The sequence below is a fragment of the Wolbachia endosymbiont (group A) of Norellia spinipes genome (assembly GCF_964273535.1).
This window is the reverse complement of sequence record NZ_OZ187006.1, coordinates 568,051-585,137: the sequence shown is the minus strand read 5'-3', so window position 1 is coordinate 585,137 and position 17,087 is coordinate 568,051. Positions and strand designations below refer to the sequence as shown.

General features: G+C 34.2%; 16 protein-coding genes and 1 pseudogene. 7 read left to right on the top strand and 10 right to left on the bottom strand.

Annotated elements, in window-relative coordinates:
* Positions 1–258: 258 nt before the first annotated feature.
* On the top strand, positions 259–1,755 hold the full coding sequence (locus tag ACFZP3_RS02865; RefSeq protein ID WP_386086811.1) for a hypothetical protein: 1,497 nt from the start codon (positions 259–261) through the stop codon (positions 1,753–1,755).
* Positions 1,756–1,774: 19 nt separating this feature from the next.
* On the opposite strand, the pseudogene ACFZP3_RS02860 reads toward ACFZP3_RS02865, so the two are convergent.
* From ACFZP3_RS02860 to ACFZP3_RS02835, 6 genes and pseudogenes are all read right to left on the bottom strand, one after another.
* Positions 1,775–3,005 (bottom strand): annotated as a pseudogene (locus ACFZP3_RS02860) (IS256-like element ISWpi15 family transposase).
* 192 nt (positions 3,006–3,197) lie between these two features.
* Positions 3,198–3,791 carry a Maf family nucleotide pyrophosphatase gene (locus ACFZP3_RS02855; RefSeq protein ID WP_064125248.1) on the bottom strand — a complete coding sequence of 198 codons (594 nt, stop codon included), beginning with the start codon at positions 3,789–3,791 and terminating at the stop codon, positions 3,198–3,200.
* Positions 3,769–4,032: a translation initiation factor IF-1 gene (gene infA, locus ACFZP3_RS02850; protein WP_164224845.1), complete on the bottom strand. Its 264-nt coding sequence runs from the start codon at positions 4,030–4,032 to the stop codon at positions 3,769–3,771. The genes ACFZP3_RS02855 and infA overlap by 23 nt, the downstream gene beginning before the upstream one ends.
* A 146-nt stretch (positions 4,033–4,178) precedes the next feature.
* A complete protein-coding gene (locus ACFZP3_RS02845; protein ID WP_386086810.1) occupies positions 4,179–6,506 on the bottom strand; it encodes a hypothetical protein in 2,328 nt (775 codons plus the stop codon).
* 95 nt (positions 6,507–6,601) lie between these two features.
* Positions 6,602–7,102: a hypothetical protein gene (locus ACFZP3_RS02840; protein ID WP_386086809.1), complete on the bottom strand. Its 501-nt coding sequence runs from the start codon at positions 7,100–7,102 to the stop codon at positions 6,602–6,604.
* Positions 7,103–7,355: 253 nt separating this feature from the next.
* Positions 7,356–8,633, bottom strand: a complete 1,278-nt coding sequence (locus ACFZP3_RS02835; protein ID WP_386087108.1) for an adenylosuccinate synthase — start codon at positions 8,631–8,633, stop codon at positions 7,356–7,358.
* 180 nt (positions 8,634–8,813) lie between these two features.
* Between ACFZP3_RS02835 and ACFZP3_RS02830 the strand changes: the two genes are divergently transcribed.
* Entirely contained in the window at positions 8,814–10,481 is a 1,668-nt protein-coding gene (locus ACFZP3_RS02830) for a hypothetical protein (RefSeq protein WP_386086808.1), read from the top strand.
* Positions 10,482–10,548: 67 nt separating this feature from the next.
* Here ACFZP3_RS02830 and ACFZP3_RS02825 read toward each other — a convergent pair whose 3' ends face one another.
* Both ACFZP3_RS02825 and ccmC read right to left on the bottom strand, forming a co-directional pair.
* Entirely contained in the window at positions 10,549–10,689 is a 141-nt protein-coding gene (locus ACFZP3_RS02825) for a hypothetical protein (protein ID WP_253309257.1), read from the bottom strand.
* 98 nt (positions 10,690–10,787) lie between these two features.
* On the bottom strand, positions 10,788–11,498 hold the full coding sequence (gene ccmC / locus ACFZP3_RS02820) for a heme ABC transporter permease CcmC (protein ID WP_253309953.1): 711 nt from the start codon (positions 11,496–11,498) through the stop codon (positions 10,788–10,790).
* Between the two features lie 150 nt (positions 11,499–11,648).
* On the opposite strand from ccmC, the gene ACFZP3_RS02815 reads away from it, so the two are divergent.
* The 3 genes from ACFZP3_RS02815 (at position 11,649) to ACFZP3_RS02805 (ending at position 13,029) form a co-directional block, all read left to right on the top strand.
* Complete coding sequence (locus ACFZP3_RS02815; protein ID WP_253309258.1) at positions 11,649–12,467, top strand: pyruvate, water dikinase regulatory protein; 819 nt, start codon at positions 11,649–11,651, stop codon at positions 12,465–12,467.
* A 69-nt stretch (positions 12,468–12,536) separates the two neighbouring features.
* Positions 12,537–12,665, top strand: a complete 129-nt coding sequence (gene ykgO / locus ACFZP3_RS02810; RefSeq protein ID WP_006279631.1) for a type B 50S ribosomal protein L36 — start codon at positions 12,537–12,539, stop codon at positions 12,663–12,665.
* Between the two features lie 49 nt (positions 12,666–12,714).
* Positions 12,715–13,029, top strand: a complete 315-nt coding sequence (locus ACFZP3_RS02805; protein ID WP_253309259.1) for an FtsB family cell division protein — start codon at positions 12,715–12,717, stop codon at positions 13,027–13,029.
* A 295-nt stretch (positions 13,030–13,324) separates the two neighbouring features.
* Here ACFZP3_RS02805 and ACFZP3_RS02800 read toward each other — a convergent pair whose 3' ends face one another.
* On the bottom strand, positions 13,325–14,254 hold the full coding sequence (locus ACFZP3_RS02800; RefSeq protein ID WP_253309260.1) for an AEC family transporter: 930 nt from the start codon (positions 14,252–14,254) through the stop codon (positions 13,325–13,327).
* 466 nt (positions 14,255–14,720) lie between these two features.
* Between ACFZP3_RS02800 and ACFZP3_RS02795 the strand changes: the two genes are divergently transcribed.
* A complete protein-coding gene (locus ACFZP3_RS02795; RefSeq protein WP_386086807.1) occupies positions 14,721–15,170 on the top strand; it encodes an MFS transporter in 450 nt (149 codons plus the stop codon).
* A complete protein-coding gene (locus ACFZP3_RS02790) occupies positions 15,052–15,888 on the top strand; it encodes an MFS transporter (RefSeq protein WP_386086806.1) in 837 nt (278 codons plus the stop codon). Before ACFZP3_RS02795 ends, ACFZP3_RS02790 begins: the two co-directional genes overlap by 119 nt.
* A 28-nt stretch (positions 15,889–15,916) precedes the next feature.
* Here the strand turns inward: ACFZP3_RS02790 and prfA are convergent, their stop codons facing one another.
* Complete coding sequence (gene prfA / locus ACFZP3_RS02785; protein ID WP_386086805.1) at positions 15,917–16,996, bottom strand: peptide chain release factor 1; 1,080 nt, start codon at positions 16,994–16,996, stop codon at positions 15,917–15,919.
* Between the last annotated feature and the right edge of the window lie 91 nt (positions 16,997–17,087).

The following is a 17,087-nucleotide window of genomic DNA, read 5'->3' as shown; positions in this document are numbered from 1 at the left end:
ATTCCGCTAACTAGTAGCGGGATGACGAATTTGTCGTTTTTCAAATTGTCGGTAAATCTAAGTCAGTTTAGCTATATAAAACATAGTATAAAAAGAGCTATTTCAGCAAAATTTTAAACAAATAAAGTTCATTAGCTTCACAATTGGCACTTTATGAGAAAAGTACATTTGATATACAGATTTAAAATACAAGTTAACGAATTATTATGATTTTTACCAAGATAATAATATAGTAAGGTTTGGTAGTGAGGTATCAAAATGGGAAAATACACTAACGCATGGTTTTATAAGAAAGATAATCACGATTGTGCAAACGATGGTACTTGCGGGCAATCTATAACGGATTTTAGGATTGGTGATTCTAAAATTTCTTTCCACGATAACCATGGAAGAACGATTGCACAAATACCTAAGTTGCCTAACGGAAACTCTTTTACATACTATAATAATTTATATAAAACTGCACAATCAAGAAACTTTGGTGAGAATACAAAATACGTAGGAGTACAAGATGTGCTGCCTAATCAATTTAATTTTGAATACGGAAAGTTGAATTTCGTAATACATTATGACAATGTATCGCAACAAGAACAGGAGCAAATGAAGCTCGATATTAAAAATGCTTATGAAGCATATAAAGCAAAGTTTTGTATTGCTAGTAATATTCAAGTTACTGTGCATACCTATATTTTTAATAATGGAGATGATTATAGGAGATATGGCACTTTGGTTCCTGGGTTTTCACGGAGTCAATCTTCGCTCAATATTTCTGGTGGGATGACGAACGGAGAAAGCGTATTGCTCTATAAAGACGCTTATACGGACAACGTTTTAGCCCATGAATTCGGTCATGTGTTTCAATTTAAGCTTTCCGAAGCAAAAGTAGAGGAGTTAGACCGTATAAATAATCAGCTGATGGCAAATGCAATTGGACTTGAAGTAGAAGAAAAAAATTATAAAGCTATTTGCAAGCAGATGGGTGTAGATGAATATAAAGACCATGGATCGATGTTTCAATTTAAATATAAAGATACAACTGGTAGTATATACCTCAAGGATCTTTCAGAAGAAGAGAAATTTCAAATTATACAACGTGTCAAGAATTCTGGACTAGATGAATATGAAGACCGTGGATCGATGTTTCAATTTAAATATAAAGGTACACTTTATAAATATCACAAGAACCTTTCAGAAGAAGAAAAATTTAAAGCTATACAAAATGTCAAGAATATTCATGAACTAGTAGATGAATATAAAGACCATGGATCGATGTTTAGTTTTAAATACAAAGGCACCACTTATAACGTAAAATGCGAGTACTTTTCAGAAAAAGAAAAACTTCAATTTATCAAAGACATTAAGAACTCTCATGAATCGCTCATTAGTGAATGTGATGGATTAAATGAGGGGCCATTAAGTCAGAATGCAACTGTAGTAATTTCTATTGATGAAAATAAGGAGATAAGTCGAATGTATTTTCATAATCCAGACAAGAATATGTCCGAATGGTTAGATAAGACAGTTATAAGCAGAAGTAAGTCTGAAGAAGATGTGGATGACACAGATCCAAAACCAGGAAAAGAGCCTGAACCAGAATCAGGAAAAGAATCCAAAGAGGATATAAGCAGAAGTAAACCTGAACAAGAGGTGGAAAAATCAAATGAAGTAGAGCAAAGTAATGTAGATGTAGAAGAGGAAAAAAGTAACCAGCAAGACACTCAGCAACCCAGTAATTTCTTAGGGAGTGTTAAATAAACTGTGTCAAACCGCATTTTTAGTTCAACTCAATTTTCAATCTGCCAGGAAAGAAAACATCAAGTTGAGAGATAGTTAATGCCCAATCATGTACAGGCATCGTCCACTTTTCCTCTGCCTTCTTTATAGCACAATATACCTGCTTATACAAGGCATTTATGCTGGTAAATGAGCCTTTGGTCTTAGTGAATTTCCTAATTTGCCTATGTAGCCCCTCTATGGGATTGGTGGTGTAGATTATCCTCCTAACTGGACCAGAATACTTAAAATAACCAGACAAGTTTTCCCAATTATTCTGCCAAGATTTTATAACCATAGGGTACTTTGTGCCCCATTTTTCATCCAATTCCAACAGATAATTCTCGGCAATTTCCTTGCTTGAAGCTTGATATACCTTCTTTAAATCGCTCAAAAAACTCTTCGCATCTTTACTGGCCACATACTTCAGTGAGTTGCGTATCTGATGCACTATACACATCTGCACTTCCGCATTAGGAAAGACACTGTTTATAGCTGCAGGAAAGCTTTTCAGCCCATCAACGCAGGCAATAAGGATATCTTCTACTCCTCTTTCTTTGAGGTCATTTAGCACTCCCAACCAGAAGTTAGCTCCTTCACTTTCAGCCAAATAAAAACCTAATACTTCTTTTTTGCCATTTTGATCTATGCCTAATATGTTATACATGCATTTACTTACGCAATGCCCGTCCTCTTTGACTTTAAAAAACCATGAAAACTATCGGATATACAGACTGCAGCGGGCGACTACGCCATTCGTTGATTACTGGTAGCAATTTGTCAGTAATACTTGATATCTCTGCCGCCGATATTTTGTGATCATAAATTTCCTCAACATGTGACACTATATCTCTATAGCCCATACCACTGGCAAATGTGCTCAAAATCTTCGTTTCAAGCTCTGGATGTAAGTTTGTTTGCCTTTTTTTGACTATTTGTGGTTCGAAACTTCCTTCCCTATCTCTTGGCGTCAAAAGCTCAAATGACCCTGCGCTTGTACGTAAAGTCTTTGCATTCCTCCCATTTCTTCGATTATTCTCTTCGCTTTCAGCCGACAAGTGGTTTTCTATTTCACCTTCCAGGCTTACCTCCAGCAACTTTTTTATAAACGGTGTTAATGCTCCATTTCTCCCTGTCAACGGTCTTCCTTCTCGTATAGACGACAGGATATTTGTTTCTAATTCTTTATAATCTACCAAACCGGTAGTTCTGTTTACTACTTTCTGACTCATTGTCAAACCTCCATTTTTTTATATCAATTTATTACTTTTTTTTCGGTTTGACACAGTTTATTTAACACTCCCACTACTTCAGTGACGAAAAAAGACAGATTTGTTGGGCACACTTGTTAAGGGATTTCGAAAGGGTATCTACCCACTTTAAATGGTGCTATATTGGGCCTTAACTTGACGCGTATGGTTTATTTAACACTCCCGGTTAAAATAATTACTTAGCAAACAATAGGTTTCATGTAATGGTAACCCTATAACGGAAGAGTAGGAGCCGCGTAAGAACAATACGAACATCCCAGCTAGGCCTTGTATATTGCATCCCCCTGCCCTATTTTTCCACTCTTCTGATGCTAAATAATACTTAATTTCTTGTTCACTGAGACGTTTAAATTTCACTATTGTAACCACAGTTCTAATATGTTGTTTAGATTGATCGGGAGTTAATAGACACACACTGGTATATACTCTATGCCTTCTTCCTGATAACAAGCGGATGCATTTTTCTGCTTGCTCAACGTTTTCAGCTTTAAGCAATATCCTTCTACCACAAGCAACAACTGTATCAACACCAAGCACAAAGTAATTTGGATTTGAACTTTGTATTTTCTCAGCTTTACTTTTTGCCATACGGATTGAGTAATCCTTCGGAAGTTCCTTTTTTAAAGGGGCTTCATCTATGTCTGCTGGCAAAATTAAACCTGGCTCAATATTTATTTGTTTTAGTAAAGCTATACGCCTTTTCGATGATGAAGCAAGAATAAGATTATTTAGAGATCGTTCTGTCACTTGTACCTTTAAGCCTTCTAATGATCCGACCTTTTTTCGCATTCCTATCGTAAATGCTCATCTCAACTAACACCCTATCCCCGATAATGATGCGTATTTTACTTCTTCTCACTTTCCCTGATACATGACAGATAATCTCATGTTCATTATCCAGTTTCACTCTAAATTCTGCTGCAGGTAGTAAAGCAGTTACTGCCCCTTCCACTTCAAAAATTGTTTTCGATTTCTCGTCTTTTATCATATGTTATATTATAATTTAATAATCTTTTTCAGTCTACTATAGATTTTAAATTATTATCAACACAAAAGACTTTTTGCACCCCACTTAAGTATTTCTCTTGCAACTTAACCCCAACCATCTTCACAATAATGCGAGAGGAAGGTGAGCTACCTACCTACGTTTCTACTCCTTGCCTGTGCTCTGATAGGACTTACGGACCCTAGGACTAGAACTGAACTACAAGGATGATTATCACAATTCTCCTCATTGCTATCATATGCGCTATCATTGTCCCCTTCCTGTGGAACATAAGACTTATTATCAGATTCACTATCAAAGCTTAAAGATCTGGATAACTCTATCTTCTTTCGTGGAACATTATCAGGCTCACTAGAAATGTCTCCTGTTAGAGTATAAAATTGATTGTTGAAGCCTTTTTGTTTATCAGCAAACGTTTCTTCACTTAACTCTTCTACTTGACCACGGAAAAACTCTTTTTCTTTTTTACTGTTTTGTAATTTTTTCATCAGACCTTCAATATCCAAAACTTTACCTGCAATGATGTCGCTCAATGCATCAAGGTTCTCTTCCAATTCCTTAATCTCATCTTCATGCTCTTTTTCCAACCCTTGCATTTGACATTTTAAATTGCTTATAAACTGCTCCTTTTCCTCCATTATTTGTGCTTCTTGGTCTATCTCTTTTTCACGTTCTTTTAATTTTTCTTCTAATTCCTTCTTTTCTGTATTAACAACTTTCAGCTTGTCCTCTAGCTTTCTTTTTTCTTCATGCACACTTTTAAATTCTTCCTCATTCCTCTTCAGGTTTTCTTTAAGCTGCGTTAACTCCTTGCGCATTGCATCTATTTCTGCCTTTGATCCTCGCTCCTTTTTTTCAAGTTTATCTTGTAAATCGCTAGTCCATTTTTTTAATGTTTCAATTCTTTGCCCAGCTTCTGCAAGTTTCTGATTCACTTCTTTTTTTTCTGCTTCAGCACTTTTTAACTTATTGATTAATTCTTGGGTTACCTCTTCCGAGCATGATAATTTTTTTTGCAGATCTAATACTTGTTCTGAAAGCTGTTCTTGGTTTCCATCCATCTTCTTATTCAAGTGTTCTAAATAGTTAAACTTGTCCTCTAAATCAGATTTTCCTTCCTGCACATGATATAGTTCTTCTTGCGATTTCTTTAATTCACTTTTTAACTCCTCCTTTTTTGCATTAGCAACTCCCAGCTCTTGCCTTAGCTTTCCTTTTTCTTCACATACACTTTCAAGTTCTTGTGCTTTCCCTTGTAGCTCTGCTAACGCACTTGCTAACTTTTTATCTTTTTGTGCCAGTTCAGTTTGCAATTCTGTGTTTTTTTGCTCTTGCTCAATTTCTACAGGTCTCTGATCCGATACATAATGCTCATCACCAAGTCCACTATCAACGCTTGAAAATCTGCGTAATTTTTTCTTCTCTGGTGTAACATTAACGTTATCTTCATCTTCAGTGAGTTTAAGTATAAGCATTGTATCTCCTGGAAATTCCTCGTACTCGTTTTCTGGAATGTCGAATTCTGGTCTCTCTTCTCCAAGTTTATCTTGTAAATCGCTATTCTGCCTCTCTTTTACAATTGTTTGATTATCTTCTGCTTGGGTTGTTTCTAGTTTCTCCTGTAGTTGCTGATTTTCTTGTGTTAATTCATGGTGCTTTTTATTTATCACTTGCAACTCTGCTTCTTCTTGCTTCAATTCAACGTTTTCTTCGGACAGCATCTGATTATTTAAAATCAATTCATCCATTTGTTGTGAAGCAACTTCTGGTTGAGTTTCAGTGTGCTGTAAATTGACTTCTGTTTGAATTAATGCATTGCTATTAATAGAAGGAGAAGAAGGAAGGCTATTGTCATCATCAACTTTAGGGTCTGGACCTTTCGATTCCCCCCCTGGTTCCTTATCTTGATAGGCCACTATAGATTCATTTTGAAAATTATTATTAGCAGTAGGTACAACATCAGCAGCCTTACCCTTTTCTAGTGATTTCATTACAGCATCATGTAAGACGAGGCCTTGAATATATAATTCATCATTTTGCTTTATTAATTCTAGGATCTCCTCCGATGACACAAAATCTTCACCATCAAATTTTAGTACTTCAGTTATGCCGCTACTACTCACATTCATAATCATGGTACACATTCTGGATCCATTCTCTACAGGCCAAGTGCTTGTCATTTCATAATATGCGCCTTCTTTAAATTCATAATATCTTTTCTTATCTTCTTGATGAGCGTATATTTCATGTTTTTTATTGCAATAGATATTCAGTTCTTTAATATCTTTCTCTTGCTGTAAAATGTCACTAATCCTTGTTGGCTCACTTCTATTGTAATTAATAAGGTTAACATTCAAAACTCTATGAGCGTTATCAGTTTCTGTGTAATAAGCTTGAAGCTCTACGTCTTTCCTCTCAAAATATTTACTTGCAGCTTTTTTTCCCTGCTCTGCCAACTTTATGCATTTATTTATATCTTCCTTAAAGCTCTTATTAGCAGACTCTGTTACTGCTTTATCTATGTACGTTTGTTTAAAATCTCTATCGTTTATTAGGTCATAAAAACTCCACTCATCCCTATAAGCTTTTGTATAGCAGTGAAGTCACTTTCTTCTTTTAAAAGTACTAAGAAGCCTACCTTGTCTTCTAGATCTTTTAGTTTAAAACCTGTTATTATCTTCTCTAATTGAGAATCAAATTCTTTATTGGCAAAATTTTCAGCAAGATTATTTAAATTTCTTAATTCTTTGCATAATTTATCATTTTCTGCAATTGAGCGGCAGAACTTTATTGTAGCAGAGTCCTTAGTGGAAGGATTTTCTTTTTCCACTTCATTGATACGGTTCTTGAGAGATATAAAAGGTAGTGTAAACCGTGATGAATAACATAATTTTTCTTTTTCTTCTCCATACAACACCAGTAGGCGATGTATTGCATACCAGGTACATGATGCTGCCCTTATAACTGATTCAACATCATAATTCTCTGACTGATCACTTGTTTTTCCTGCCTCTGCTGTTTTGTCTCCCTTAGTCAAACCTCCAATCATCACACACCTCCTTTAACTATATTTACATTATACCAATTAACATATATTCAAAAAAATCAAACTGTATAACCACGTTCTACACTAACTTTTATTATTAACTTAATTGTGTTGAAAATAACTGCAAGTGTTAAACTTAAGCTTTTGTCTTTCATTATGCACTACTCACTATAAGTTTACAATAATATCTTATATAATAGACTTAGTATTTTGAGTTATGCAAGTATTTTTTTTATTGGATAAAAGTTAAAAGACGTTTTCAGAAATCTTTAAGCTTAATAACATCCTCTCTTTTTGGACTAGTTGAAATTAGATGAATTGGTACACCTATTAATTTTTCTAACTTGTCTATATATTTCATTAAATTGATAGGCAATGCTTCAATCGACCTTTTACCTTGAGTATTTTCTTTCCAGCCAGGAAACTCTTCATATATTGGCTCTAATTCCTCCTGTATTGAATGCGATGCGGGTAAATAATCATACATTTTCCCGCTATACTTGTAACCAGTGCATATTTTAATTGTATCAAAAGAATCAAGCACATCTAATTTGGTTAATACAATGCTTGAAACTCCAGAAAGTTGCACAGCCTGGCGCACTAAAACTGCGTCAAACCATCCGCAGCGCCTTCTTCTATTGCTCACTGTTCCAAGCTCCTTGCCTATAGTAAATAAGCTATCTCCAATCTCGTTCTTTTGCTCAGTAGGGAATGGACCATTGCCCACTCTTGTTGTATAAGCTTTTACCACACCAATAATGTAAGCATTGGAGGCTAATCCTGAGCCTGTTATTGCTTGCGACGCTACAGTATTACTTGAAGTAACAAAAGGGTAAGTTCCGTGGTCGATATCTAAAAATGTGCCTTGGGCGCCTTCAAATATTATTTTCTTACCTTCTTTCACAAAGTCATTTAATATCCTCCACACAGGTTTTTTATATGAAAGAATTTTTTTTGAAATCCCTTGAATTTCTTTTAATATTTCTTCTTTTTTAACCACCTGGTAGTTAAGGCCTTTTCTGATAGCATTGTGGTAATTCAGAAGAGTATCCACTCTTTTATTGAGCTCATCTGCGTTTTCTAAATCACAAAGGCGTATAGCTCTCCTTCCAACTTTATCTTCATAACATGGCCCTATCCCTTTGTTTGTTGTACCAATTTTGTGATTTCCGTTTAAATCTTCAAATAGCTTTTCCTTGTCCTTATGTACGCTAAGTATTAATGGACAGCTCTCGGATACCATCAAGTTGTTATAGTTTACGTCCACTCCTTTAACTTTCAATGACTCTATTTCTGAGATTAGAGCATGTGAATCAAGAGCAACACCGTTTCCTATGATGGATATTTTGCCCGTTCTCAAAACAGCAGAGGGCAGTAAATTTAATTTATAAACCTCATCATCTATTACTATAGTGTGCCCTGCATTATTTCCTCCCTGAAATCTCACAACTACATCTGCATTCCCAGAAAGATAATCTACTATTTTACCCTTGCCTTCGTCACCCCATTGCAGACCAACAATTACAATGTTATTCATCATTATTTTCTAAATTAATACATAAATATTAATGCAGTACGCTACAAATGGAAAGAGAAATCTGCGCCTTTCCTGCACCTCTTAAATAAAGAAATATACTGTCGATTTTCTTAATATATTACCAAACTATTCATCATTATATGATATAACTTACAGCATATTTACAGTAAGGTGTTATTTATGAAAGAGGCAAAAGGAAAAAATAATAAGAGTCCAGTAGTTAGATTAAAGGCCACAGCTAAAGAGTTCAATTTTAGTAAATTAAGAGCAGGTCAAGATAATGAATTAGCAAATTCTGGTGAAACAATGTTCTTAGATTTTCAAAGGATGAATTTTATTATTAACGGAAAAGAAATAGATAAAAATCTTATTATTGCATTTAAGGAAGGAGCTAAGCACCACAAAAGCGAACTTTTTAATAGTGATGATATATATAATGACGAAATATTTAACAAAAAAGGAACAAGAGAAATAGATACGGATCATGGCAAAGCTTTTGTTGCTTCAGTACTCGAAGATATTGAGAAAGAGCTTGTAAGTAATGCATTGGGTGAGCTATGGAAAAATCACTGTGAAAATCCCAAAACTGCCAATCATCAAAAAACCGATTCATATAAGAAAGAATTTGAAGAATTTTACAATGCTGGCCAACATCTATTACCAACAGAGAAAGATGAAAACAAAGACTACCGTTCCTTTGCAAAAGAAGTTTTCAAAAAAATGTTTAGATACGCTGGAGCAGAAGTTCCAAGTAATGCTATTTTAGAAGAGCTAGTCACCAATTGTAATCAAGCAGGGTATGAGGCTGCTCCATTTATACAAACCCAACTTGCACTTGGACAGTCGTTCATAGTAGAAAATCCTAAAAAAGTAATAAATATTGATTGTGCTAACCAAAATAATGTAAGAATTAGATCTGACATGAGGCTACCAATACTCTCTGTTAAAAATCAAGTTATGCATGGTGATAAGATATGTGATCTGTCTAACTCATTAGAATTTACACTTGAGTCTCAAGATGGTAAAGACTTTGTAACATACAGAGATGGTAAATTGTCACTTGCTATTCCTAAAGAGTTAAAAAATTATAAAGATAATGGCAAGAGCTTGTTTGACATTATTAAAGAATATTTTCAGAAATTCTGTGCAAAATTAGGATTTAAACCTGAGACAAAAATACAAATAGAGCATAGCTTAGGTACTCAAAGTAACTATTTAGATGGTACAATATCTGCTACAGGATCGGATGCAAATAAAGAGTTTATCAATCTTTTAAGCAAAAATCTCAGAGGGAGGTTATTGGAATCAGGAGTTGCTTTAGGAAATGAAGATGTTGATGGTATTGTTGAAGTCAGAGTATCTACAGTTATGGATCTGTTGAGTAATTATGCTAAATTGGAAGATAATAAAGAAAACAGAGAGTTATTAACAAGTGAAGTAGCAGATAATTTAGGGCTTTCCACTCAAGATAAAATAGCATCAGAAGTATTGAAAGAGTTTGATGATGAAATAATAAAGTTAATGCATACAGAAGGTATAAAGAATAACATAGGTCAACATATAATGGAATTAGGATCTTTACCTTCTTTGATAAAAGGTCAGGTTAATCATAATCAAGTGCAGTCTGTTGTAAATACTTTTATTAAGTTAATTATTGAAGGGAAAAGCGAAGTATACAAAGAAAAAAATGCAATTAATGCAATTGATGCAATTTATCAGAAGGTAGATAAGGCAATTGTTGAGCAAGAAAAAAGAGCAACCAACAAACAAGATATAGAAAATGATAAATGGACAGATAGAATCAAAAAACAGAAATTATCTGTGGAATCACATGAACATTTACTTTAAAGATACTGGTAGGCTCCTTGAATATTTTAGAGTTCATGGTTGCAACGGTTGCTATTTTACAATGCACCTAATCGTAAAAACTACGTGCCGTTGCATCATATGTTTCAAGAACGTTGGTAAAATGTTCAAGTTGATCTCGATTCAATACCTGATCTATTCTAGTTAGTTGGTCATTGCTGCTTTTAAAATTAGTTAGATCACATAACATAGCACGTTCTTCAGTTTCAGCAGGCAAGTATTTAAAGTGACCAAAGATATTTTACCTAATTTTCTCTAGCATATTTACCTGTATACTTACAAAGCTACCTAATACCGCATACTGATTTCTCTCTTTATTTTGTACAAATTAATTAAGTGAAGTGAGTATAGTATCCACACTACTAAAAAAAATGTGGCACAAAACATAAACATTACAATGAGTGGCAACAGCAAAGAACTTTCTATTGCTACTCCACCTCTTCTCAAAATGCTTGCTGGCTGATGGAGAGTAGACCATAAATTCACAGAAAATTTTACTACGGGAATATTTATAGCACTAAAAATGGCAAATACTGCTGCTGATTTTTCTGCCCTCGCTTCATTATCAAAAGCGCTCCACAATGAAAGGTAGCCAACATATAGGAAAAATAAAATTAGCATTGAAGTAAGCCTTGCATCCCATACCCACCAAGTGCCCCAGGTTCCTTTTCCCCAGATGCTACCTGTGATTAAGCATATTGCAGAAAAGACTGTCCCTGCAGGAGCAGCAGCATGTGCCAAGACACTAGCAATGCTATTGTTCCACACCAATGAAATGAAACTAAGTGATGCAATGAGTCCATATATTCCAAGAGCAAGCCATGCAGAAGGCACATGAATGTACATAATTCGTACAATTTCTCCTTGTTTATAATCTTCTGGGGAGAAGAATAACGCTAAAAACATTCCAATTAAAAAACATGCGAAACAAATAACCCCAAGCCAAGGTAGTGCTTTTTTAGAAAAAGAAGTGAAATTTGTAGGCTTTAATAAAAACATTCGTTTTGAGAATAATTGCGTTAAGAATTTACCAATTAGTTTGAGTTTTATCAACAGGATAGTTTTTCTGCATTGACATAGATTAACAAATTAGCACAATTTCAGTAGCCGATTGCTTGCTATTATTTTTAGTATAACACTATATAAAACATGACCCTTAAAAAGCTTAATTTACACTTAGTATCAGATTCAAGTGGTGAAACTGTTATATCAGTTGCAAAATCAGCTCTGAAACACTTTCGTTCTGTAGAAACAATCGAATATGTTTGGTCTTTTGTGAAAGGAGAAGAGCAGATTGACAAAATTCTGGAGGAAATTAATAGGAAAAGTGATGAGCATAATTTTGTTATATGCACTATTACTGATGATGAGCTAAGAAAATATCTAAAAGATAACTGTATAAAGTTGAAAATTCCCTATAGAGCAATATTATCACATATTATTAGAGAAATTTCGTCCTATCTTGAAATTGAAAAAGACGAAAAGCTTGACTTGCATACTGAGATAAATAACGAATATTTTCAGCGCATTGAGGCAATAAACTACACTATTAATCATGATGATGGGCAAAATATTCAAGATATTGATAAAGCAGATATAATTTTGGTTGGAGTTTCACGTACATCAAAATCTCCCACCAGTACGTATTTAGCTTATCGAGGCTATAAGGTTGCAAATATTCCTTTTGTTAGTGGAGTACCCTTTTATGTCGACTTGGCAAAATTAAAAAATAAACTAACGATAGGGGTAACAATAGACGTAAGTAGGCTAATAGAAATACGCAAAAATAGACTTACTTCAATTAACAACGAAGATAATAATATATATGCTAATCCTAGAAAAGTAGAAAAGGAAATTAAAGAAGCAGAGGAACTATTTAAGCAGAATAACTGGCCAATTATTGATGTCACGCAAAAGTCAATCGAAGAAGTATCAGCAACAATTATACAGTATTTTAATAAAATGTGAAAAATTTATCAATTGACTAACTCTCTGTAAGTGATCATAATGTAAGGTAATTTAATTCTTACTATAGATATGAAAGTCAAAGGGTCGCTAAAATCTCATCGTAACAGAGATAAAAATTGTAAAGTTGTGAAAAGGGGTGGTAAGATTTACATTATAAACAAGGTAAAGCCAAGGTGTAAAGCGCGTCAAGGTTCTTAGCTTTTTGTTCACCTTTTCATGTTATACATTTCTTGTATGTGAAAGTACGGTGTTTATACCTAAAAAGAAGCAAAAGTTATTGTGTTTAAGCGCAGCCTTATTCATTTCTTCTCTTACATTATATTTTAGCATTAGCACAATTACAGGTAAACGTGGCTTATTGACGTTAATCGACTTAAAAAAAGAGATTGAGTACAATAAGCTTTTGCTAAAGGATGTCTCTTCTGAAAAGGAAAAGTTGGACAATAAAGTATTTGGCTTATATGAAAAAAGCTTAGATTTAGATCTGCTTGATGAGCAAGCAAAAAATGCTTTAGGTTATGTGAACCCTAATGAACTTATGGTTGTTCTTGACGTGGAATAGCAGTAGACTTCTTGCGTTACCTCCTGTCATTCAAGCCCCTTTCTTGTCATCCCAGTGCCCCTATGATGTCATTCCAGTGCTTGACACTGGAATGACATCATTATAGAGTGAACCAGTGTCAGCTACTTTCATGACACCATTCTTTTTTCTGGATTCCAGTGCCAGTTACTTTCATGACACCATCATAAAGTGAAACTAGATTCCAGCGTCACGCGCTGGAATGACAAAAAAGAGTAGGTTTTTTATGTGATTATGCAAGAAGCTAGTGTAAATTTAAGTTTTATCTACCGCTTGATCAAAAAAGAATAAGTTTAGTAAAAAATAATGATATTATTAGTGGAACATAAAATAGTCCCACTGCAGTACTAATTAGAAGCAACAGAGTAGCTTTATCTGGTTGATAATTCAAAATATTAGCAAGTATTATACTGGACCCAGAAACTGGAATAATAGCCAGCAACATCAGTGCTTTATATATACTCTCGTCGTATACACCTATAACATGTTTGTCTAGAAGGACAATTCCTAAAACAAACAGTGGCCAGAATACGTACTTTGCTGTAATAGTGATCAAAGCAAGCTTCCAATCTACTTTAAAGCTTGTAATATTTGCAATGCTCACTCCAAGTAGCATCATCCCTAATGTGACAAATGTACTTCTAATATTCATCATAACATCTGTTAAAAAAGTAGGTATTTGTATATCATATATACTTAAAAAGAAGCCCAGAACCATCGCATAAAGCGAAGGAAGTTTGAACAACTTTAATATGCATTCTTTTGCGGTATAAATACCATTTGCAGCTATGTAAAATCCTAAGCTATTTTCAAACAACGCCATTCCTATATAACAAACAACATATACAGATACTGAATCTTCATCAAACAAAGCCATGGCAATCGGCAGGCCAAAATACCCCATACTTGTGCTGCCCGAGCTAAACGCTAATATGTTTCTCGTGTTATCCTTAAATAAAAAAGAAGAAAGATAATACACTGATAAGGACATAGTGCTACCTATAAACCATATCAAAATCGGCAGAGAAATTACTTTTAAATTAACTTCTGTATGAGAGACTCCATATAAAATCACTATTGGATTAGCTATATAAAAGAGTATTTGAGATATAGTGTTTCTGTCAATTTTAAGACATTTTCCTGATAAATAACCAATAAATATTGTAATATAAATAGGTAATATTTTTAGGAAAAGAGTAAGGAACATACTAGCCTATTGTGATGCTTTTGACTGATAAAGTGATATTAGATCTTAAGGTATTATAAAAGTAAACAAAATTTATTTTCCAATTTATCCAGTTCATAGTTAATTAAAAAAGATTCACTTAGTGTCAAAATTTGTTTTTACATAAGACTTAAGAATGACATTTTTATGATAAAATTATGTTAAGTTTCTATAAAGCTCCTTGCATATTTTTGAATAATGATGAAAAATTAAACTGCTTGTGGTAATTTAGACGGACTGTTGAAAAAGTAAGAGGAAATAAGTAAAGTTAGGACAGAGAGTAAGGGCTTTAACATAGTTGTCATATTTTTCTTTAATTAACCCTAGTGTCCAATTTACCCACCATAGCTTCACATGAGGTGTTTCTAACCATTTTAATAACAGTAAAAAATGTTCTTCTTTCAACGCTTTAAATGTGATATTTTTATTCATTAATTAAAAATTTCAAATGTTACTACCCTTTCTATTAATCCTGTCTCTAATTGCTAAGTTCATTGAAATTGACATTTCCGTACCTAGTTTTCCTGATATGGTGCACTATTTTAACGTATCAGAAGGCACAATTCAATTAACTATTGCTTATAATTTCCTAGGCTTTTGCATAGGAGGGTTGTTTTTTGGTCCATTGTCTGAATGCTATGGCAGAAGAAGGATTATGATCATAGGTAACACTTTGTTATTAATCGGCGCTGTTGGTTGTGTTTTTGCACCGTCGATTTTTTGGCTTTTAATTTCTCGCTTTGTTCAGGGCATTGGTGTTAGCACATCTGTAGTTGTGTTTGTGTGCAATCGTTGCAGACAGCTACAAAGGCGACGAAGCGGTGAAATTTATTGGAATCATGAATTCTGTTCTTACAGTTGTCATGGCAATTGCGCCAGTGTTAGGCAGTTTCATTAATGAAATTGTAGGATGGCGTGGTAATTATGCAACTGTTGCAATACTTTGTTTGATCTCTTGGGTTTTGCTGCTTTTTCTGTTACCAGAAACAAAAAAGGATCGCGATGCTTTCAGTTTGAAAAAAATAATGAAAGATTACAGAAAACTACTATCTAGTCCGAGGTTTGTTACGTTGTCTTTAATGTCAAGCCTCTTTTCTGCTGCGTATATGTCATTCATTACTTGTGGACCTTTTTTGTATATGGAGACTTTTGGTTTATCTAGCACTATTTATGCACTACATCAAGGTGCAATAGTTGGGTGCTTCTCACTCATTAGTCTATTTGCTGGCAAAATCTTACAGAAACTTGGAGCAATATGGTGTGTAATTTCTGGTACGAGCGTGGGTGCTATTGGGTCTCTATTGCTTGTAATATTCAGTATAATTGTACCCCACTCTTTCTACTTAGTAACACTGTCTATGATTATTTTTTCTATCGGTTGTGCAATTTGCCAGCCAGTGATTTTTAATGCATCAATAAATGTTTTCCCTGAAATTAAAGGCACAGCTTCTTCTTCAGTCTCGTTCATTAGAGCTTTTATCATGGCTATTTTTATCGGCTTAACAAGCTACGTTTACAACGGTCAAGCAATTAGTGTAGCTGTTCTTGTTCTATCCGCGATAGTACTAGAACTTGTTTTTACTGCCTGTTTATTGTTTTTAAAAGATCCGGTATAATTAATGATCTTTTTACAGATGTGAGCGATTAACTTTCCCCGGCCAATCTTTCTGCTTCATTACGTGAAATTAATGCCTCAATAAATTCATCTAGTTCACCTTCTTTTATAATCTGCTCTAGCCGATGTGAAGTTAGATTAATTCTGTGGTCTGTTATTCTTGATTGTGGAAAATTATATGTTCTTATGCGCTCGGAACGATCACCAGAGCCAATCTGACTTTTTCTCATTTTTGACCTTTCCATTTCTTTTTTTTGTCTTTCAATTTCGTATAGCCTTGCCCTCAATACTTTAAGCGCTTTAGCTTTATTTTTGTGCTGCGATTTTTCATCTTGCTGTATTACAATTATCCCTGTTGGCAAGTGGGTGACCCTTACTGCGCTGTCAGTTGTATTCACTGATTGCCCTCCAGGACCACTGGATCTATAAACATCTATTCGTAAGTCTTTTTCTTCTATTTTAAAGTCAACTTCTTCTACTTCAGGTAATATCGCAACAGTAGCGGCAGAGGTATGTAACCTTCCTGAGGATTCAGTTTCTGGCACTCTCTGTACTCTGTGTGCTCCTGATTCAAATTTCAACCTTGCAAAAACTTCTGTTCCATTAATGAGTGCAGAAGCTTCCTTATAGCCACCTATACCTGTATTAGAAATGCTTATTGGCTCGAACTTCCAATTTCTTCTTTCTGCATATTTTTGATACATACGAAATAACATTGCTGCAAATAATGCTGCTTCTTCTCCTCCTGTACCTGCTCTGATTTCCAATATTGCATTTCTTAAGTCATCTTCATCTTTAGGCAATAATGCTAACTTTAGTTTTGCTTTTACTTTTGGTAATAATACCTTGTGCTTTTCGAAAAATTCTTCTTTTGCTAACTCTTTTATATCACCTTCGCTGTTTTCATCTTTCATTATTTCCTCTAAGTCTGAAATTTCCTCTTTCAGCGTGTTATATTCATCAATTATCTTGATTATTGGCCTGAGCTCAGAGTATTCCTTTGAAAGAGTAATGAATTCTTTTTGACTTAAATTGGCAGGGTTTTCCAAGTTCCTTTCTATATCACTAAATTTTTTCTTTAAGTCTTGTAAATTATTCTCTATATTCATATAGCACAGATCTAGTATTTTAACTAAGTAATATATACTGAAATAAAAAATTTCTTATATCAAGCAATAACACTATAATATATCTACTACC

Excerpts from the sequence above, each read along its gene's own strand:
- ACFZP3_RS02865 (WP_386086811.1), top strand. The coding sequence starts at position 259 with ATGGGAAAATACACTAACGCATGGTTTTATAAGAAAGATAATCACGAT.
- infA (WP_164224845.1), bottom strand. The coding sequence starts at position 4,032 with ATGATAAAAGACGAGAAATCGAAAACAATTTTTGAAGTGGAAGGGGCA.
- ACFZP3_RS02835 (WP_386087108.1), bottom strand. The coding sequence starts at position 8,633 with ATGAATAACATTGTAATTGTTGGTCTGCAATGGGGTGACGAAGGCAAG.
- ACFZP3_RS02830 (WP_386086808.1), top strand. The coding sequence starts at position 8,814 with ATGAAAGAGGCAAAAGGAAAAAATAATAAGAGTCCAGTAGTTAGATTA.
- ACFZP3_RS02825 (WP_253309257.1), bottom strand. The coding sequence starts at position 10,689 with ATGTTATGTGATCTAACTAATTTTAAAAGCAGCAATGACCAACTAACT.
- ccmC (WP_253309953.1), bottom strand. The coding sequence starts at position 11,498 with ATGTTTTTATTAAAGCCTACAAATTTCACTTCTTTTTCTAAAAAAGCA.
- ACFZP3_RS02815 (WP_253309258.1), top strand. The coding sequence starts at position 11,649 with ATGACCCTTAAAAAGCTTAATTTACACTTAGTATCAGATTCAAGTGGT.
- ykgO (WP_006279631.1), top strand. The coding sequence starts at position 12,537 with ATGAAAGTCAAAGGGTCGCTAAAATCTCATCGTAACAGAGATAAAAAT.
- ACFZP3_RS02800 (WP_253309260.1), bottom strand. The coding sequence starts at position 14,254 with ATGTTCCTTACTCTTTTCCTAAAAATATTACCTATTTATATTACAATA.
- ACFZP3_RS02795 (WP_386086807.1), top strand. The coding sequence starts at position 14,721 with ATGTTACTACCCTTTCTATTAATCCTGTCTCTAATTGCTAAGTTCATT.
- prfA (WP_386086805.1), bottom strand. The coding sequence starts at position 16,996 with ATGAATATAGAGAATAATTTACAAGACTTAAAGAAAAAATTTAGTGAT.